Here is a 17,307-nt window from a genome sequence, read left to right as displayed (position 1 = left end):
TCCGCATGAGCAAGGGTTGGGTGGACGAGGGGTACGGCGCGGTCGCGGACACGTTCGCGGAGAACTTCTCGCTGTTCCCGGAGCTGGGCGCTGCCGTCACCGTGTACGCCGGTGGGCGCAAGGTGGTCGAGCTCTGGGACGGGGATGCGGCGCCGGGCCGGCCGTGGTCGGAGGAGACCGTCGTACCGGTGTTCTCCTGCGCCAAGGGGCTGGTGAGCGTCGTCGTACACCTGCTGGCTCAGTCCGGGGAGCTGTCACTCGACGAGCCGATCGGGACGTACTGGCGGTCGTTTGTTGCTAACGGCAAAGAGGACATCAGCTGCCGGATGGTGCTCGGGCATCGGGCCGGGATCCCGGTGCTGGACAAGACGCTCTCGTTCGAGGAGATCGCGGCCTGGACGCCGGTGGTTGCGGCGATCGAGGAGCAGAAGCCGCTGTGGGAGCCGGGGACGACGTACGAGTATCACGGGCATGTGTTCGGGTTCGTGCTCGGTGAAGTGGTACGGCGGTTGACCGGACAGTTGCCGGGGGCATACTTCCGGACCGTCATCGGTGACCCGCTCGGGTTGCGAGCATGGATCGGGTTGCCCGCGTCGGAGCTGCCGAACCTGGCCCGGTTGGAGGAGTCCGAAGGACGTCCGCCGGCGCTGGATCCCGAGCATCTGTTGATGCGCATCGTGACGATGAACGGCGCGCTCGAGTTTCCGGGTCTCGACGTCTCGCACGGCTGGAACGATCCTGCCCTGCTTGCGATGGAACTGCCTGGTGCAGGTGCTGTTGCCTCGGCAACCGGTCTGGCCGGCGTGTACGCCGCCGCGATCACCGGACTCGACGGCGCCGAGCCGCTGCTGTCTCGTGGCACCGTCTCCGATGCAGCCCGAGAGGTGTCGGCCGGCAAGAGCTACCTGGGCTTCGACGCCGGCGCGCGGTGGGGCTCCGGCTTTCTGCTGGACTCGGCGTTCCGTCCTACCCTCGGTCGGCGCAGCCTGGCGAACGACGGTGCCGGCGGGCAGTTCGCGTTCGCGGACGACGAGCATGGCATCGCCTTCGCCTACACCGCCAACCGGATGATCGGCCACGGCGACGCACGCGCGACCCGCTTGATCGAGACCCTAGCTAAGCAATAGGTCGGCGACTGCCTGCGGAGCCTCGTTCATCACGTCGTGGCCGGTCGGGACGACGTGGACCTGCCAGTCAGGATCGGCCTCGAGCCGGGTGCGGAGCCTGGCGAACGGCGTCTGCTCCTCCCAGCCCGAGCAGTAGACGAAGTCCCGGCGAGCGATCCGATCGACCTCGCCGGTGAGCCGGATCTCCTGCATGAACGAGGCAAGGGGATGCGGCCGGCGACGGGGGTCGCGGTTGCCCGGCGGGCTGACGGCGTACCCGGTGGTCGCAGCACCGGCCGTGGCCACGGCCCGGAAGTAGTCGTTGACCAACGACCACCATGACTCGCCGTCGCGCGGTACGAACGCGTCGAGATGCACCAGTCGCGAGATCCGATCGGCGGCACGGTCCGCGGCGGCGGTGATCACCATGCCGGCGTAGCTGTGGCCGACCAACGTGACGTCGGACAGGTCGGCGCGATCGAGGAACCGCAGTACGTCGTCAGCGTGCGTGTCGAGGTTGGCTGTCGCGACCGTCGCGTCGTCGTCGGTCGGACCCAGACCGGTCAGCGTCAGCGCGTGAACAACGTGTCCGGCCAGCAGCGGGATCACCGCCTCGTAGGCCCAGGAGCCCTTCCACCCACCGGGAACCAGAACAAATGTCGTCATGAGGCAATCTCACAAGATCCAGCCCTGGCTCGCCACCGCTAGGAAGCCAGGGAATACCTCTTCGCCGCCAACCCCCTTTAGAGGACAAAAGCTGTCCTCTACTAAGTTCAAGATGAAGGCATGACCAAGAACCCTGGCGGTAAGTCGACTGTTACTCCGTACGTCGCCGTTCGTGGCGCCGCAGCGTGGCTCGAGTTCGTCCAGCAGGCATTCGGAACCAAGCCGGCCTTCGCCGTACCCAACGAGGACGGCACGATCGGCCACGCCGAAATCACGATCGGCGACTCGGTCGTGATGGCCTTCGACGCCCGACCCGACTGGCCCGACACCCCGAGCTTCCTCAGCGTGTACGTCGACGACGCGGACGCAACGGTCGCCCGCGCCGTCGCCGCCGGCGCGACCGTCGTCACCGAGCTGACCACGTCCCGCATCGTCGGCGACCGCGGCGCCCGCATCAAGGACCCGGCCGGCAACATCTGGTGGATCCAGACCCACCTCTACGACGTAGACCCCGCCGACCTTCCCGCCCTCTTCGCCGACCCCACCGAGGCCGCCACCATGCGCCGCCTGCAGGAATCCTTCGCCGCGGAAATGCGCTCGCGGGTCCCGTAGTTCATGTGACGTTCACGCGGCCAGGGGAGGGTCGCGTGGACGTCTGTGAGGGGAGAGTTGGCATGTCTCGTGGTAAGTGGGTGATGGCGGCTTCGGTGGTGGGGGTTGCCGCGTTGGTGGCGGGTACGGCGCCGGCTGCCGTGGCCGGTGACCGTGGGCCGAAGGTGGTCGGGACGGCGACGTTGCCGGACATCTCGTTGGGGAAGTTCTCGAACTCGCTGATCCGTGGGTCGGTGGACAACGACCGGAAGGTCGACCTCGGCGGGATCGGGAGTGACATCTTCCCGGCCGGCAAGAGCGGCGAGTTCTGGACCGTGACCGACCGGGGTCCGAACGGGCAGATCAAGATCGACGACGTGAACCGGCGGACGTTCCCGGTGCCCGGGTTCGACCCGGCGATCGTCAAGATCAAGGTCGACGGCAAGAAGCTGAAGGTGATCGACGCGATCCCGATCACCACCCGGCACGGGAAGCCGGTCACCGGCCTGTCGAACCAGGAGAGCCGCGACGAACTCCCGTACAACTTCGACGCGTCGACGCGGCTCGGCATCAACCCGAACGGCCTCGACACCGAGGGCATCGTCCGGGCGAGCGACGGCACGTTCTGGCTGGTCGACGAGTACAGCCCGTCGCTCGTGCACGTGTCGAGCCGCGGGCAGGTGCTCGCGCGGTACGTCCCGAAGGGCCTGAACCTGAAGGGCGCCGACTACCCGGTCATCGAGTCGCTGCCGGCGATCTTCCTGACCCGCAAGATCAACCGCGGCTTCGAGGGTCTGGCGCAGCTGCCCGGCGGCGACCTGGTCCTCGCGCTGCAGAGCCCGCTGTCGAACCCGAGCAAGAAGGTCGGTGAGGCGTCGCTCAACACCCGGCTGCTCCGGTTCTCGCCGCACCGCGGGAAGCTGACGGCCGAGTACGCGTACCAGTTCGACCCGGTCGGTGTGGTTGACCCGGGTGAGGACGACACCAGCGAGCTGAAGATCTCGTCGATCGTTGCTGCAGGCCCCGAAACGCTGCTGGTCGAGGAGCGGACCGACAACGCCGCCCGGTTGCAGCGCGTCGTACTGCGGCCGTCCGCGAACATCCTCGGGTCGAAGTGGGACGACGCTGCCACGACACCGTCGTACGAAGCGGATGCGACCGGCGTACCGGTGTTGAAGAAGCAGCTGTTCCTCGACCTGAACACGGTCAAGGGTGCACCGAAGAAGATCGAGGGTGTGGCGCTGCTGTCGCACGACACCCTGGTCGTCATCAACGACAACGACTTCGGGATGACCGACGGTCCGGCGGCTTTCGATGCCAAGGGCAACCTGGTCGACAGCGACATCGAGACGACGCTGGTCACGATCCGTCTGCACTGAAGGATCGGCCCTGGGAGCACAGGGAGCTCCCAGGGCCGCTTTCAGCGCCGCTTGTCGAGGCAGACCGCGGTGAGCCAGGTCCAGCCGAGGACAACGGCGAGATCGAACGCGATGATCGTGGGGCGGCTGCCGGCGCCGGCGCTGAGCCCGGCGAAGGCGCCGAAGAACAGGATGCCGGTGATGGCGGAGAAGCGGGCGAAGCCGCGGCGGCCGATCGAGCGGTAGTGCGCGGCAATCACGAGGCACGCCGCGATGAGGCCGGAGAAGCCGATGCTGCCGGCAACGAAGTGCCCCATGCCGCGGGTGCTGATCTCGGCGTAGTCGGCGGGAGTGCCGACCGGGAAGCCGGCCGCCGGGTCGGCGGGGAACGCGGCGGCGAGCAGCAGCCCGAAGCCGTACGCGCCCACCAGCCACGGTCCCCAGGTCCGACCTCGACCAGAGAGGGTACGGCGGAGGCCGATGGCGGCGGCGATCGACAGCAGGCCGCTGACGATGAAGTTCGTCGTCTGGATCCAGCCGGGGCCGCCGTTGGCGAGGAGGCTGGCGGGGTGGCGGGTGATGTCGAAGCCTTCCCGGGTGAACGCCTGCACCAGCCACACCGCGACGTACAGCGGACCGGCGACCGCACCGCCGGTGAGCAGGGCACGGGTGGAGACGCTGCCGGCCGAAACGGTCACATCGTGAGTAGTCATCTCGAAAGTCCTTCCACAGGGGGTATCCGTCACCCCTGCGTCGAGCGACCATGCGCCGGTTCGACACGACAGACGAAATAGCCCCGCGAAGTGTGATGTGCGTTTGTTCACGTCACATGACCTGCCCGGCCGACGTCAGGTGTTTGTTCGATGAGGACAAACGCAAAGGAACGTCATGAACGCAGTGATCGAAGGATTCGGTGGGGAGATCGTCGGACCGGACAACGCGGGGTACGACGCCGCGAGCCGGACCGTGCTGGTCGGGGGCAGCCCGGCGTACGTCCTCAGGCCGGCGAGTGTCGAGGACGTCCGCAAAGCCGTCGCGTACGCCGCCGCGAGCGGGCTGCCGCTGGCGGTCCGGGGCGGCGGGCACGCGTTCGCCGGATTCGGGACGAACGCCGGTGGAGTAGTGATCGACCTGAGCCAGATGGCCGGGATCGAGGTCATCGACAAGGAGAAGAACGTCGTACGGATCGGCGGCGGCGCGACCTGGGGACAGGTCGCGGCCGCGCTGGCGCCGCACGGGCTGGCGATCTCGTCGGGTGACACGAAGAGCGTCGGCGTCGGCGGGCTGACGCTGACCGGCGGGATCGGATGGAAGGTCCGCAAGTACGGTCTGGCGCTCGACCAGCTGGTCGCGGTGCAGGTCGTGACCGCCGCGGGCGACGTGGTTCGCGCGGCTGAGGACGAGAACGCCGAGCTGTTCTGGGCGATCCGCGGTGGTGGCGGGAACTTCGGGGTCGTGACCGCGTTCGAGTTCGCGGCGCACCCGACGACCGACATCTACTTCGGCAAGGTCGTGTTCCCGGCGAACGAGATCGCTGAGGTGCTGCAGGGCTGGGCGGAGTACCAGCGCACCGCGCCGGCTGAGCTCACCTCGATCGCGGCGTTCGCCAACCCGTTCCTCGGCGGTCCCGAGGCGCCGCTGGAGATCGAGGTCGCGTTCGACGGCGACGACGCGGAGCTGGCCGCCCAGGCGATCGACCCGATCCGCAAGCTCGGCACGGTACTCGCCGACGACGTCGCGCTCCGGCCGTACGCCGAGGTCCTGGTCGACGGGGTGACTCCGCCGCCCGGCATCCAGCTGATCACCCGGAGTGCCTTTGTCGACAAGGATTCCGTCCCGGAGGTATTGCGGATCCTCGCCGAGACCGGTGCGACGCAGGGCTCGCCGATCATGTCCGTCCGTACCGTCGGCGGGGCCGTCTCCGAGGTCGCGGCCGACGCCACGGCGTACGCGCATCGGGAGGCGGAGCTGATGTTCGCCACGACCACGATCGGCCCGCCGCCGGTCGTCGAGGCGACCGGTCCGGCCCGGCAGGCGCTCTGGGACAAGCTCGCGCCGCAGGTCAGGGGCGCGTACGCGAACTTCTTGTCCGCCGCAGAGGACGCCGATGTGGATGCGGTCTACCCGACGGCGACGTACGAGCGGCTTGCGGCGGTCAAGCGCGAGTACGACCCGGCCAACCTGTTCGCCGGGAACCACAACGTGAGGCCCGCATGAGCAAGGTCTGGTTCGTCACCGGCTCGTCTCGCGGGCTCGGCCGGCACTTCGTCGAGGCTGCCCTGTCCCGCGGGGACCGGGTGGCCGCGACGGCCCGGAAGAGCCTCAATGAGCTGGTCGACACGTACGGCGACGCCGTACTCCCGCTCGAGGTCGACGTGACCGACAAGGCCGCTGTTTTCGGGGCCGTCGAGCAGGCCAAGGAACATTTCGGCCGGCTCGACGTGATCGTGAACAACGCCGGCTACGGGCTGTCGGGTGCCATCGAGGAGATCAGCGACCAGCAACTGCGCGACCAGCTCGAGACCAACCTCTTCGGTCCGATCTGGGTGGTCCAGGCGGCGCTGCCCTACCTGCGTGAACAGGGCAGCGGCCACATCATCCAGATCTCCTCGGTGGCTGGTCTGGTCGGACTCGCGCTCGGCGGCGGCTACTGCGCGTCGAAGTGGGCTCTCGAAGGTCTCAGCGAGGTGCTTGCTCAGGAGGTCGCCGGCTTCGGTATCAACGTCACAGTCGTCGAGCCTGGCGGCTACGCGACCGACGGCCTGACCGGCGGGGTGGCCGCGACGCCGAATCCGCTGTACGACGGCCACCGGAAGGCTCTGGTGGATTATGTCGCGGCGGTCGACTTCGACGACCCGGCCGCGGCCGGGCAGGCGATCCTCGAGCTCGCCGACACCCCCAACCCGCCGCTGCGGGTCTTCTTCGGCCAGGGCCACGAGCTGGTCAAGCAGGCGTACGCCGAGCGGCTGCAGACCTGGGAGGACTGGAAAGAGCTGTCGCTCAAGGCGATGTAGGTTCGCGATGCAGCCCGACCGCGACGACGATGATCGCAACCGCGGCCAGTTCGGCCGGCCGCGGGAACTGCCGCAGTACGACGGCACCGATCACCGTCGCCGTGGCGGGCAGCAACGCCAGCATCAACGCGAACGTGGACCGCTTCAACCGCGCCATCGCGAGCTGATCCGCGACGTACGGAATCACCGATGAGCACACGCCTACTCCTACGGCTGCGGCGAGCAGAGCGGGATTGGTAAACGCGGGGACGGCTGCGTGTAGTCCGACGGGTAGTGCGAGGACGGTCGCTACTGTCATCGCTAGTGCGAGGCCATCGATCCGTTGCAGGCCTTGTGACATTCGGTGGCCGAGTACGACGTACGCCGCGAAGAGGATCGCGTTGAGGGCGGTGAAGGTCAACCCGATCCAGTCGTGGGACAGGCGGATGTCTGTCAGCACGTAGACACCGGCGACTGCGAGTAGGAGCGCCAGCAGGTTGCGCACTGAACGCACGGCGATCGCTGCGAGCAGGATCACCGGCGCGAACTCGGCGGCGGCGACGGTGCCGAGTGGGATGCGATCGATGGCCAGATAGAAGCAGCAGTTCATCACCGCGAGGACGGCACCCCACGCGATCACCAGGCGTCGGGTGGTCCACGAGAGGGTCCGCCAGGTCCGCCACGGCCGGCGCCAGACCGAGAAGATCAGACCGGCGGCGGCGATCCGCAGCCAGGCCACGCCGAGTGGATCGATGCGCGCGAACAGCAGCACCGCGAACGCGGGTCCCAGGTAGTGGAAGACCGCGCTGACGATGAAGTAGGCCTGCGGCGGGACGGTCCTTCGCATCACTTCACGGTAGGAAGCGGCCCTGCGCGGGGCCATGGCGTTTCGGTAAGTCCCGGGCCTTGATCCTTTCCAAATGTGATACTGCCGTAGTGGTGAAGACGGTGACGTTCAACATCCACCACGGCGCGGGGGTCGACAAGTACTTCGACGCCCGTAGCAACTGGGTCGACCAGCCGGCCTGGCTGGCGGCGCGGCTGAAGATGAACTACGTCTTCGCCGCCAACCTGGACTGGGATCCGCTCGAGACGCTGATCGACGTCGACGGCAGGCCGTGTGCGCCCGAGGCAACGGTGCTGGTCGGCGACTTCAACGCCTTACCGACGTCGGCCGAGGTGAAGACCCTCACCACGCACTTGACCGACGCCTGGCCGGAGAAGGGGTTCGGGCTCGGGCTCACCAGTCCGGTTCCGTTGCCGACCAAGCGGATCGATTACCAGCTGCACAGCGCGCAGTTGGCGACGACGGCGGTGTCCGTCCCGGTGAGCTTCGCCTCCGACCATCTCCCGGTCGCGGCCACCTATTCGTTGAGCTGAGCCTCGTACGCCTCGGGCGACCAGCCGGCTGCGGTCTTCGTGACCAGCTTGGCGCCGAGGCGTTCGTAGAAGCGGTAGCCGGCCGTGTTCTCGAGGCGGAGACCCCAGCCGATCGGGAGTCGGTCCGGCAGCGCGTACCGGGCGAGGCCGAGCATCAACCGGCGACCGACGCCGGCGTCACGGAATGCCTCGCGGACGTAGAGGTCGTCCAGCGCGAGCTGATCGCCACCGACCCAGAGGTACGGACGGCGAAGGGCGGACACGTACCCCGCGACGCTGCCGTCCACCTCGGCCAGCAGCACGATCACGTCCTCGCGTTCGAGGAACCCTTCCCAGTCATGCACGCTCGCAGTGACGTATTGCTGCTGATCCTGGTACGCCGCCAACTCCCCCAGCATGGTCAGCACGGTCTCTGCATCCGCGACCACCGCGCGGCGAATCTCAATGGACATGAACCCCTCCGGTTGAAGGCTTGAACGCCGGTACGACGATCAGCGCAAGGACAGCCGCCACCACTGCGGTGATCGCGGCGAACGTGAACCCACGAGAGAATCCGGTCGACACCGTGCCGGCGAGACTGGCCGCCGCGACACTAGACACGACCGCGACGCCGAGCGATGCACCGAACTCGTGGAACGTGCTCAGGATGCCTGACGCGAGACCGGCCTCCCGATGATCGATCTGCGCGAACGTCGTGGTCGAGGACGCGACGAACGCAGCACCGAGTCCTACCGTCCCGACGGTCATCCCGATCACGATCTCAGCGGCACCGTCCCAGATCGCGGGGATGGCGACGCCGATGGCGGTGATCGCGAATCCAACGACGGCGACCGGTCGTGCTCCGACGCGACCGACCAGCTGACCGGCGAGGTGCGCGCCGACGATCGCGGCGATTGCCACCGGCAAGAACAGCAGCCCGGTACGCAGGGCGCCGTACTGCTTGAAGTGTTGCAGGTAGAAGGATCCGAGGAAGAACATCGAGATCATCAGAGCCGTTGCTACCAGCAACATGAAGGTGCCTGCGGCAACAGGTCGCCGGGTCAGGATCCGGAGGTCCATCAGTGGCCACCGGACGGAGCGCTGGACCCACGCGAAGACGCCGTACAGGACGAGGGCGCCGGCCAGTGTGCCGAGAGTCGCGGCCGAGAGCCAGCCGCGGTCGCCGGCGTTGATGAGCGCGTAGATCGCCGTACCTGTGGCGGCTGTGACGAGAAGAGCGCCGGGAACGTCGAGGCGGCCCTGCTGCTCGCTCGGGCGATCGGCGGGGAGCATCCGGAGCAGGAGGATGAACACGATCAGGCCGATGGGCAGGTTGATGTAGAAGACCCACTGCCAGCCGGGGCCGGCGGTGAGCAGGCCGCCGAGCAGTACGCCGATCGCCGAGCCGCCACCACCCATCGCGGACCAGATGCCGAGTGCCTTGTTGCGCTCGTCGCCGTCGAACGTCTTCGTGACGACGGACAGCGCGGCCGGCGAGAGCATCGCGGCGCCGATGCCCTGGGCGACGCGGCCGGCGAGGAGGAGTTCGGGGCCGTTGGCCAGGCCGGTGACGAGCGAGGCCGCGGTGAACACGATCAGGCCGGTCAGCACGACGCGGCGGGAACCGAACAGGTCGGCGGCGCGGCCGCCCAGGAGCATCAGGCCGCCGAACATCAGCGTGTACGCGCTGACCACCCAGGTCAGGGTCTCGCGGCCGAGTTGGAGATCGGTCTCGATGTTCGGCAGCGCGATCGCCACCACGGTGACGTCGAGGATCAGCATGAACTGCGCGACGGCGAGCAGCCCCAGCAGTCGCCACCGCCGGGGGTCGGGTTGATTCATCGGTCATCGTCCTTAAGTTGAACAGGTGTGTACGGGTTAAGTTGGTACCGTAACTCGTACACTGGTGTTCGACAAGAGGAATTCGTACAACGGTGTTCGAGATGAGGAGGTTTCCGTGGCTGTCACGACCAGACGGGCGGATGCGCAGCGGAACATCGCGGCGATCCTGACCGCGGCGGCGGAGTGCCTGAGCCGCGATCCGGCCGCGAGTACGTCGGAGATCGCGAAGGCGGCCGGGGTCGGGCGAGTCACGCTGTACGGGCATTTCCCGTCGCGGGCCGAGCTGATCGACGCCGTTTTCGTGCAGGCGATCGCGACCGGCGAGGAGACACTCGGGCAAGTCGATCTGACCGGCGATCCCCGTTCGGCGCTGGGGCGGCTGATCGAGTCGAGCTGGCAGTTGGTCGACCAGTACCGCGCTTTGCTGCTCGCGGCTCAGGACGCGCTGCCGCCGGGGCGGGTCCAAGAGCTGCACGCCGACCCGATGGCACGCGTGGAACGGCTGCTCGAACGCGGCCGCAGTGAGGGCCTCTTCCGCACCGACCTGCCGACCTCGTGGCTGGTCAGCGTCATGCACAACGTGATGCACGGCGCCGCGAGCGAACTCCACGCCGGCCGCATCACGTCCGACCAAGCCGCGCCGTACATCACCGCGACCTTGCTGGCCGCGTTCACTCCCCCGTCGGAGTAGCTACTCCAGCCAGACCGTTTCGAACGTCGGGTTGGCGTGGATGTGGACCGCTTCGTAGCCGCCGGGGCCGGTGCGGAACTTGTGCGGGGTGTCGGCGGGGACGACCAGGATCTGGCCCGCTCGGCCGACGATCTCTTCCGTGCCGACTGTGAACGTCGCCGTACCGCGGCGGATGATGAACGTCTCGGCGTACGGATGCTTGTGCAGCCGCGGACCGGCGCCCTCCTTCGTGGTTGACTCGAGAATCAGCGACACCCCAGCCCCACCAGGCAACTGGGTGTAATTCTCGGTCCACTCCTCCCCGTCGTCCCGCCCGTCGGCCCGGTTGATCACCGCGGCCCCCGATTTCGCGATCTCCGTCATGGAACCCTCCTCGCTAGTCCTTGTCACCGTAGCCTCGCGGGAGGTCCTTTCAAATCCCTTTCGCCGTACGTCGAAGGCCGGCTCGGGTCGATCGCGTTCGCGGCCTTCAACGGGCTCCGGCGATGCGGCCGGCTACCGGAGCGAGGCCGGCGACGACGACCGCGAGTACGGCGACGCCGCCGAGTGCGACTGGCAGCGACCACTGCGAGGAGACCGCGCCGACCGCCGCCGGGCCGATCAGGAATCCGAGGTAGGCGATCGTGGTGACGACCGAGATCGCGCCTGCGCGTCGGGCGGGTCCGGCCCAGGCGCCGGCCATCCCGATGATGGTGGGCGCGCAGACCGACGTACCTAGCCCTGCGATGCCAATGCCGACCAGTGCTATCCACGGGTGTCCGGCGGTCGCCGCGACAAGCGAGCCCACCGCCGCGATGAGCCCGCCGAAAACGAGCAGCTGCACTTGCTGGACCCGCTTCAGGAGAGCGTTTCCGGCAAACCGGCCGGTGGCAGCCGCAGCCGCGAAGACAGCGGGGGCGACAGACGCGAGGCCGGCCGGCGCGTTGAGCGAAGTATCCAGATGCACAGCACTCCAGCTCTGCCACGCATTCTCAACCAGATAAGCAATCGCACACAGCACCCCGAACATCAGCAAAGTCGGCTCCAACCTCCCCCTCACCGACCCTTCGGCATCAGCCCGCGGGTTCCGTGCGTCGCCTGTGGCTGCTGGTTGCGCCGAGGTGCTGCCCGAGGCGGCCTGTGCGGTGTCCCGTTGCGACAGGACAACGAGTGCGGTGATGACGATCAGGGCGGCGGCCCCGCCGAGCACCGGGAGCGCGCCGACGCCGGCGGCGCGGAGTCCCGCCGTACCCAGGCTTGCGACTACGACCGCAACCGAGAACATGCCGTGCGCGAAATTCATCACCGGGCGCTCGGTGGCGGCCTCCGCATGGGAGCCGGTTGCGTTGATGGCTACGTCCATCGCGCCAGAGGTTGCTCCGAGCAACAACAACGCGGCGCTCAGCGTGACAACCGAGCCGGCCAGCGCGGGTAGTACGCCGCAGATCGCGAACAGTACGGTCACGACCGGCAGCACGACACCGCCGTACCGATCGATCAGATACCCCGTGAACCGCATCGACACCAGCGCACCGAGTCCGATCATCAGCAGCGCGACGCCGAGCTCACCGTCGTTCACCCCGGCGCCGGTCCGGACCGCGGGCAGGATCGCGCCCCACGCTCCCCAGAACAACCCGAACGCGGCGAACCCGGCAACTGTTTTCAGCACCGCACGAGGCTACGCGGCATAGGGTGCGGCGTATGCCCATGTACTCGTTCGAAGGTAAGCGCCCGACCGTTCACCCGGACGCCTGGATCGCGCCGACCGCCACGCTGGTCGGGGATGTCGTCGTGGAGGCCGGCGTCTCGATCTGGTACGGCGCGGTGATCCGCGCCGACCTGGGTACGATCACGATCCGCGCCGGCGCGAACATCCAGGACAACACGGTCATCCACGTCGGCCACAACGGCTGCGAAATCGGCCCGAACGCAACCGTCGGCCACCAATGCCTCGTCCACGACTGCACAATCGGCGAACAGGCGCTCGTCGGCAACGGCGCGATCGTCCTCGACGGCGCCATCGTCGGCAAACGCTCCCTGGTCGCGGCCGGCTCCACCGTCACCCCCGGCGCCGTCATCCCACCGGAGTCAGTCGCAATGGGCAGCCCCGCCAAGAAAATCATCCCGCTGGACGGCACCGCCAAACTCTTCGTAGACCACAACGCCACCGTCTACCACGCCCTAGCCGAACGCCACGCCACCACCGTAGAACTGGTCGAGGACTAGCCGGATGTGGTGAGGCGTACTGCGTCTGCTCCACGCGTGCTCCGCAGTCGCTCCCTTCGTCGCTCCGCTCCTCAACGCACCCGCTCTCACCCACCCCGGCTCGTGCCTCCGGGGCTGTTGTCCACAGCTGCGATGACCAAGGCGGCTGCGCTGGGGAGTGGCTCGATGATCGGGGCCAGGTCGAGCTCCGCCAGGCGTCGGGCGGTGGCGGCGAGTGGGCCGCCGGCGATGATCACGGACTCCGCGCCGTCGGCAACGCAAGCGCGGACTGCGTCGGCCAACTCGAGGAACTGGCGCTCGGGGTCGGCCGCCAGCACGAGCGGATCGGACGTCGTCAGCCGTACGCCGATGAAGGTGTCGCTGTGGCCGTACTGCGCCACGAGGTCCACGAGCGAGTCGGCCAACAACGGCGTACTGGTCGCCATCCCGAACCGCTGACCACCCCGCGCCGCCGCCAAGATCGAAGCCTGCCCGATCCCCACCACCGGCACATCCAGTACGCCGTCCAACAACTCCCGCCCCGGATCCCCAATCGCCGCAACAATCACCGCAACCACCTCACCACCCGCGCCAACACCGGCCGCCGTGGTGAGGCGGTGGCGTACGGCGTGCAACACGTGGGGCCCGGCTGCGGCGAGGGCTGCGGGGTCGGCGAGCATGCGGGGACCGTGGGCGACCGTGATGCCCTCGACCGTCAACCCAGCCGCGGATAGCGCCGGCCGGATCAGGTCCGTCATCATCGCGGTCGTTTGTTTGTTGGTGTTTGGGTTGATGACGAGTACGGTCCCCGGCACCGCTCACGGCTCCAGGTCGAGGAGGCGGGCGGGGTTGTTCTTGATCATCGTGTTGATCTCGTCGACGGTGAACTCGAGGTCGAGCAGTGAGCTGATCAGCGTCCGCATGCCCTCGGCCGGTGTCGGGCCGGAGCGGATGCCGTAGTCGGTGCCGAGGATGAAGTGCTCGACGCCGATCTCCCGGATCTGTCGCGCCCAAGGCATGATCCCGCTGAACTCCGGCGCGTTCGCGATCCCGGCGATCTCGTCGGCCCATTCGCGTTCGACGTAGTAGTTCGTCCGCGGCAGCCCGCGATGGAACATCCAGTCCGAGACCGCGCCCTCCAGCAGCACACCTTTCTCGGCAAGCTTCCGCTGCTGCTCGACCGTCATCCGACCACGGCACGGGTGCGCCACGACGATCTTCCGGATCCCCGCGTCGATCGCCAGGTCCGCCAGCCGCATCGCCTCGTCGACCGAGACGTGCCCGGTATTGAGATGCACGTGCGGGTGCTCCGCAATCAGCCCGAGAATCTCCGCCAGATCATCAGGCACAGAGCCGTCGAGCGGGACCCGGATCGAGCGATCAAGTTCTTTCTGGAACGCCGGGTACTGATCCTTGAACGTCACCGGCTTCCCGTCGACATAGCTTCCTTCGTGACTTGCCATGAAGTGCGTGCAATGTGCACCGAAGTGCACGAACCTTGCGCCGGCGCCGTACTCCAGCGCGGTCTTCACCGCCCGCGGATTGAGCCCGCCGAGCACCGACGTCATGATGATCCCGCCGAACACGTCGATACCCGGCACCTGCCGCGTCGTCAGCAGCGACGTACCGCAGCTCATCCCGAGCGTGTGGTCGAGGTACATCAACGCCCGCATGCCGACGGCCTTCGCCTGCTCGGCAATCTGGAACGGATCGAGCCGGCCGGGACACGACCGCAGCCAAGGCCCTGCGTGCACATGGATATCGATCGCGCCCTGGAGCAGTTCGTCCGGAAGTTCCATCGAGCGGTTGTCCGAGGTCTCCGCGAGGTACGTCATATGGTCGTCCTTTCCGAAGCGCAGATAGCGCGAATGTGGGCAGCACTGTCGACGATGTAGCGAACGGTTTCGCTGTAGCCGAAGGGCTGCGCGGCGTAGGTGTCGAGATCCGGCAGTTCGCCGGCAGCGATCCGGTTCTCGTAGGCGTGCACCATTTCCAGGTACGCCGCGAACTCCGGCACCGTGAGATCGGGATGTGCCGCGAGGAACTCCTCGTCGTACACCTCGATCAGCCACTTCTCCGGCGGCCGCGGCCGGTCCTCGTACGACTCGTAGTTCTCGATCGTGAGATTCACCGACGGGTTGCTCTCAGCAACGATCGGCAGGACCTCAGCGAGGTCCACAACCCCTGCTCCACAAGGGCGCAGCTGGTAGTACAGACCGCCTTCGCCATGAGCAAGATGCGCGTCCTTGATATGCGTCTGACGGACGTACGGCGCAACCCGGCGGGCCGTCCAGGTCGGGTGCTCGATCCGGTGCAGCGGGTTCGCGGTGTCGTAGACGATCCCGGTCACGTCCGGCCCGACCGCTTCGACCAGGCGGACCAGCTCGAACGAGCTGATCTCCTCATGAGTCTCGAGGTTCACGTGAATACCAAGGTCTCGTGCGTACGGCGCCAGCCGCAGCAGGAAGCGCTCGATCGCGACGAGCTGCTCTTCCCAGGTGACGTCGGTACGGAAGCGGTCCCAGGCCAGCCGTCCCGGGAACTTCGGCTTGACCATCGCGGTCGACGACCACAGCTCGTAGCAGCCGATCGCGGCGCAGGCTTCCATCATCCGGCGGAATCCGAGCAGGGTGTCGCCGTCGCCGATCTCGCGCAGCTCAGGCGCCTCGGGAATCGCGAACGGGTTCACCTTGCCGAGCCCGGTCTCGAGGTACATCCCGAGCTCGTCCGCGCGGGCCCGCGCGTTCCGCAGTTCGGCCGGGTTCAGCGTCGGGCTCAGGTCCAGCACCGAACGGAAGAAGACGCCTTCGAGTCCGAGCTGATGCGCGTGCTCGATCGTCCCGAGTGGACCGCGCTTGGCCGATTCGGGGATCTTGAGTCCGTCAACGCCGACCCGCATCCGAGGTCCTTCAGTTGCCATCGTGCAATTCCTCCAACGATCGTCCGAACGTCTCCGGCCCGAATGGCACCGCTACCAGCACCACCGCACACATGGCACCGACCAGACTCAGCAACGCGACCGGTCCCAGCGAGCTGAGGAGAGCTCCGGCGAGCGGCGGGAGCAGAGCGCCGCCGATCATTCCCAGGTTCGAGATCACGCCGATGCCGAACGCCCGTACCCGCGTCGGATAGAGCTCCGGGCACCAGGTCGAGATCGAGCAGTTCGCCCACCAGGAGAAGAACTCGAACAGGAAGCCGAGGACGAGGATCGCGACCGCGCCGTTGGCAAGGAAGGCGAAGGCCAACGCCGACAGGCACGAGAGGGCAGCCGCGACCGCGATCGTCGGACGCCGGCGGAACCTTGCGTTCAGCACCGAGGAGACCAGGGCTCCAGCAACAGCGCCCGTGAAGATCACCATCGTGAACCACAGACTCGTCGCGATCTCGTACCCCTGGTCGACCAACAGCGTCGGCCAGAAGGTCAGCAGGACGAACTGCGCCCCGAACAGCGATGCCGTGCAGGCGCCGAGCACGGCCGAGTTGCGTCCGAGCCGACCGCGCAGGATCTCGGTCCACCGTACGTCGGCCTGCGCGAGTCGCATGTTCTCCGGCAGGTAGTTCGTCACCAGCAGCCCGCGCGGGTTCAGCCGGTCGGATGCGAGCACGCTGAGGGACCGGTTCGCCTCCGCGATGCGACCCTTGCTCAACAGGTACCGAGGCGTCTCCGGCATGTGCCGCCGCGTGTAGAGGACGAGCAGAGCCGGCAGGCAAAGAAGTGCGAAGACCCAACGCCAGCTCGCATCCGGTCCACCCAGCCACAGCGGCAGATCGGGACCGATCACGCCGACGATCACGAATCCGAAGAGGTACGCCGCCGGGTTCCCCAGCCCCCCAGCGCCGACCTGCAGCAACCCCACCGCCGTACTGCGGAACTTCGTCGACGTCATCTCCGCGAGCAAGGCCAGCCCGACGACGAACTCGCCGCCCAGCCCGAGACCGACGATGACACGCCCGATCACCAGCACCGGGAAGTTCGGGGCGAGCGCACAGACCAGCGCGCCGATGCTGTAGAGCGCCAGGTTGAAGTTGAACATGGTCTTGCGGCCCTTGAGGTCGCTCAGCCAGCCACCGAGTGCGGCGCCGATGTACATCGCGCCGAACGTCGCCGAGGCCAGGAAGCCGATGCCGGCGGACGAGACGCCCCACTGGTCCTTCAGCGAGGGCCCGACGATGCCGACCGTGTTCTGCTCGATCACGTCGAAGAAGGCACCGAAGATGACCACGGCCAGGATCACCTTGTGACTGCGGTTGGTGCCTATCCGGTCCATCACCGAGGCGAGCCGCAGCAGCGCCCGTCTCCCGTCGTCGGGCGCCCGGTCATCAGGCGTCCGGTCGTCTCGGACGGGTGTCGCCGCCAGCAGCACGTCCTGCTCCGCGATCTTTTCTTGCTCAGCCATCGTGCGCTCCCACCTCTGCCATGACAGGACAGAATTCCGCATCCCGGAAACTGGATTCCGATGGCTAGAAGATTGAACCTGGCCTTCTCTACTGTCAAGCGTCCAGCCCATGCAATCCCA

General features: G+C 67.5%; 19 protein-coding genes. 8 read left to right on the top strand and 11 right to left on the bottom strand.

Annotation, left to right across the window (positions count from 1 at the left end):
* Positions 1-5 precede the first annotated feature (5 nt).
* Positions 6-1,127, top strand: a complete 1,122-nt coding sequence (locus tag FDA38_RS03535; protein WP_137252611.1) for a serine hydrolase domain-containing protein — start codon at positions 6-8, stop codon at positions 1,125-1,127.
* Here FDA38_RS03535 and FDA38_RS03530 read toward each other — a convergent pair.
* Positions 1,113-1,772 (bottom strand): alpha/beta fold hydrolase, encoded by a 660-nt coding sequence (locus tag FDA38_RS03530; protein WP_137252610.1) that lies wholly within the window; start codon positions 1,770-1,772, stop codon positions 1,113-1,115. The two genes, FDA38_RS03535 and FDA38_RS03530, sit on opposite strands and share 15 nt — an antisense overlap.
* A gap of 120 nt (positions 1,773-1,892) precedes the next feature.
* Here FDA38_RS03530 and FDA38_RS03525 point away from each other — a divergent pair, with 120 nt between their 5' ends.
* The gene (locus FDA38_RS03525) at positions 1,893-2,384 is read left to right on the top strand and encodes a VOC family protein (protein ID WP_137252609.1); all 492 of its coding nucleotides are present in this window, start codon (positions 1,893-1,895) and stop codon (positions 2,382-2,384) included.
* Positions 2,385-2,446: 62 nt separating this feature from the next.
* Positions 2,447-3,742 carry an esterase-like activity of phytase family protein gene (locus tag FDA38_RS03520; RefSeq protein WP_137252608.1) on the top strand — a complete coding sequence of 432 codons (1,296 nt, stop codon included), beginning with the start codon at positions 2,447-2,449 and terminating at the stop codon, positions 3,740-3,742.
* Between the two features lie 41 nt (positions 3,743-3,783).
* On the opposite strand, the gene FDA38_RS03515 is transcribed toward FDA38_RS03520, so the two are convergent.
* Entirely contained in the window at positions 3,784-4,434 is a 651-nt protein-coding gene (locus FDA38_RS03515; protein WP_137252607.1) for a DUF998 domain-containing protein, read from the bottom strand.
* Between the two features lie 175 nt (positions 4,435-4,609).
* Here FDA38_RS03515 and FDA38_RS03510 point away from each other — a divergent pair, with 175 nt between their 5' ends.
* A complete protein-coding gene (locus tag FDA38_RS03510; protein ID WP_137252606.1) occupies positions 4,610-5,938 on the top strand; it encodes an FAD-binding oxidoreductase in 1,329 nt (442 codons plus the stop codon).
* Entirely contained in the window at positions 5,935-6,735 is an 801-nt protein-coding gene (locus FDA38_RS03505) for an SDR family NAD(P)-dependent oxidoreductase (protein ID WP_137252605.1), read from the top strand. Before FDA38_RS03510 ends, FDA38_RS03505 begins: the two co-directional genes overlap by 4 nt.
* Here the strand turns inward: FDA38_RS03505 and FDA38_RS03500 are convergent.
* Positions 6,722-7,561 carry an EamA family transporter gene (locus FDA38_RS03500; protein ID WP_202877544.1) on the bottom strand — a complete coding sequence of 280 codons (840 nt, stop codon included), beginning with the start codon at positions 7,559-7,561 and terminating at the stop codon, positions 6,722-6,724. The two genes, FDA38_RS03505 and FDA38_RS03500, sit on opposite strands and share 14 nt — an antisense overlap.
* 89 nt (positions 7,562-7,650) lie before the next feature.
* Here FDA38_RS03500 and FDA38_RS03495 point away from each other — a divergent pair, with 89 nt between their 5' ends.
* The gene (locus FDA38_RS03495) at positions 7,651-8,094 is read left to right on the top strand and encodes an endonuclease/exonuclease/phosphatase family protein (protein WP_137252603.1); all 444 of its coding nucleotides are present in this window, start codon (positions 7,651-7,653) and stop codon (positions 8,092-8,094) included.
* Here the strand turns inward: FDA38_RS03495 and FDA38_RS03490 are convergent.
* A complete protein-coding gene (locus FDA38_RS03490; protein WP_137252602.1) occupies positions 8,079-8,546 on the bottom strand; it encodes a GNAT family N-acetyltransferase in 468 nt (155 codons plus the stop codon). The two genes, FDA38_RS03495 and FDA38_RS03490, sit on opposite strands and share 16 nt — an antisense overlap.
* Positions 8,536-9,915, bottom strand: coding sequence for an MFS transporter (locus tag FDA38_RS03485; protein ID WP_137252601.1), 1,380 nt, complete (start codon positions 9,913-9,915; stop codon positions 8,536-8,538). The genes FDA38_RS03490 and FDA38_RS03485 overlap by 11 nt, the downstream gene beginning before the upstream one ends.
* Before the next feature lie 115 nt (positions 9,916-10,030).
* Between FDA38_RS03485 and FDA38_RS03480 the strand changes: the two genes are divergently transcribed.
* Positions 10,031-10,606 carry a TetR/AcrR family transcriptional regulator gene (locus FDA38_RS03480; protein WP_137252600.1) on the top strand — a complete coding sequence of 192 codons (576 nt, stop codon included), beginning with the start codon at positions 10,031-10,033 and terminating at the stop codon, positions 10,604-10,606.
* Here FDA38_RS03480 and FDA38_RS03475 read toward each other — a convergent pair whose 3' ends face one another.
* Both FDA38_RS03475 and FDA38_RS03470 read right to left on the bottom strand, forming a co-directional pair.
* Positions 10,607-10,969, bottom strand: a complete 363-nt coding sequence (locus FDA38_RS03475) for a cupin domain-containing protein (protein WP_137252599.1) — start codon at positions 10,967-10,969, stop codon at positions 10,607-10,609.
* 106 nt (positions 10,970-11,075) lie between these two features.
* Positions 11,076-12,254 carry an MFS transporter gene (locus FDA38_RS03470; RefSeq protein ID WP_137252598.1) on the bottom strand — a complete coding sequence of 393 codons (1,179 nt, stop codon included), beginning with the start codon at positions 12,252-12,254 and terminating at the stop codon, positions 11,076-11,078.
* Positions 12,255-12,286: 32 nt separating this feature from the next.
* Here FDA38_RS03470 and FDA38_RS03465 point away from each other — a divergent pair, with 32 nt between their 5' ends.
* On the top strand, positions 12,287-12,811 hold the full coding sequence (locus FDA38_RS03465; protein WP_137252597.1) for a gamma carbonic anhydrase family protein: 525 nt from the start codon (positions 12,287-12,289) through the stop codon (positions 12,809-12,811).
* A gap of 86 nt (positions 12,812-12,897) precedes the next feature.
* Here the strand turns inward: FDA38_RS03465 and FDA38_RS03460 are convergent, their stop codons facing one another.
* Genes FDA38_RS03460 through FDA38_RS03445 form a run of 4 tightly spaced genes read right to left on the bottom strand, consistent with a single transcriptional unit; the run spans position 12,898 to position 17,187 of the window.
* Entirely contained in the window at positions 12,898-13,605 is a 708-nt protein-coding gene (locus FDA38_RS03460) for an aspartate/glutamate racemase family protein (protein ID WP_137252596.1), read from the bottom strand.
* 3 nt (positions 13,606-13,608) lie between these two features.
* The gene (locus FDA38_RS03455) at positions 13,609-14,625 is read right to left on the bottom strand and encodes a DUF6282 family protein (RefSeq protein ID WP_137252595.1); all 1,017 of its coding nucleotides are present in this window, start codon (positions 14,623-14,625) and stop codon (positions 13,609-13,611) included.
* Positions 14,622-15,689: a sugar phosphate isomerase/epimerase family protein gene (locus FDA38_RS03450; RefSeq protein ID WP_137252594.1), complete on the bottom strand. Its 1,068-nt coding sequence runs from the start codon at positions 15,687-15,689 to the stop codon at positions 14,622-14,624. The genes FDA38_RS03455 and FDA38_RS03450 overlap by 4 nt, the downstream gene beginning before the upstream one ends.
* A 10-nt stretch (positions 15,690-15,699) precedes the next feature.
* Entirely contained in the window at positions 15,700-17,187 is a 1,488-nt protein-coding gene (locus FDA38_RS03445) for an MFS transporter (RefSeq protein ID WP_170989568.1), read from the bottom strand.
* Positions 17,188-17,307 lie beyond the last annotated feature (120 nt).

This window comes from Kribbella jiaozuonensis (genome assembly GCF_005233875.1).
GTDB classification, from domain to species: Bacteria; Actinomycetota; Actinomycetes; order Propionibacteriales; family Kribbellaceae; genus Kribbella; species Kribbella jiaozuonensis.
Note: the sequence above shows the minus strand (reverse complement) of the source record. Positions and strands in the feature narration are given on the sequence as shown.

Bases quoted from the DNA above. Each gene is read 5' to 3' on its own strand.
- FDA38_RS03535 (WP_137252611.1), top strand. From the start codon at position 6: ATGAGCAAGGGTTGGGTGGACGAGGGGTACGGCGCGGTCGCGGACACG.
- FDA38_RS03530 (WP_137252610.1), bottom strand. From the start codon at position 1,772: ATGACGACATTTGTTCTGGTTCCCGGTGGGTGGAAGGGCTCCTGGGCC.
- FDA38_RS03525 (WP_137252609.1), top strand. From the start codon at position 1,893: ATGACCAAGAACCCTGGCGGTAAGTCGACTGTTACTCCGTACGTCGCC.
- FDA38_RS03520 (WP_137252608.1), top strand. From the start codon at position 2,447: ATGTCTCGTGGTAAGTGGGTGATGGCGGCTTCGGTGGTGGGGGTTGCC.
- FDA38_RS03515 (WP_137252607.1), bottom strand. From the start codon at position 4,434: ATGACTACTCACGATGTGACCGTTTCGGCCGGCAGCGTCTCCACCCGT.
- FDA38_RS03510 (WP_137252606.1), top strand. From the start codon at position 4,610: ATGAACGCAGTGATCGAAGGATTCGGTGGGGAGATCGTCGGACCGGAC.
- FDA38_RS03505 (WP_137252605.1), top strand. From the start codon at position 5,935: ATGAGCAAGGTCTGGTTCGTCACCGGCTCGTCTCGCGGGCTCGGCCGG.
- FDA38_RS03500 (WP_202877544.1), bottom strand. From the start codon at position 7,561: ATGCGAAGGACCGTCCCGCCGCAGGCCTACTTCATCGTCAGCGCGGTC.
- FDA38_RS03490 (WP_137252602.1), bottom strand. From the start codon at position 8,546: ATGTCCATTGAGATTCGCCGCGCGGTGGTCGCGGATGCAGAGACCGTG.
- FDA38_RS03485 (WP_137252601.1), bottom strand. From the start codon at position 9,915: ATGAATCAACCCGACCCCCGGCGGTGGCGACTGCTGGGGCTGCTCGCC.
- FDA38_RS03475 (WP_137252599.1), bottom strand. From the start codon at position 10,969: ATGACGGAGATCGCGAAATCGGGGGCCGCGGTGATCAACCGGGCCGAC.
- FDA38_RS03465 (WP_137252597.1), top strand. From the start codon at position 12,287: ATGCCCATGTACTCGTTCGAAGGTAAGCGCCCGACCGTTCACCCGGAC.
- FDA38_RS03455 (WP_137252595.1), bottom strand. From the start codon at position 14,625: ATGACGTACCTCGCGGAGACCTCGGACAACCGCTCGATGGAACTTCCG.
- FDA38_RS03450 (WP_137252594.1), bottom strand. From the start codon at position 15,689: ATGCGGGTCGGCGTTGACGGACTCAAGATCCCCGAATCGGCCAAGCGC.
- FDA38_RS03445 (WP_170989568.1), bottom strand. From the start codon at position 17,187: ATGGCTGAGCAAGAAAAGATCGCGGAGCAGGACGTGCTGCTGGCGGCG.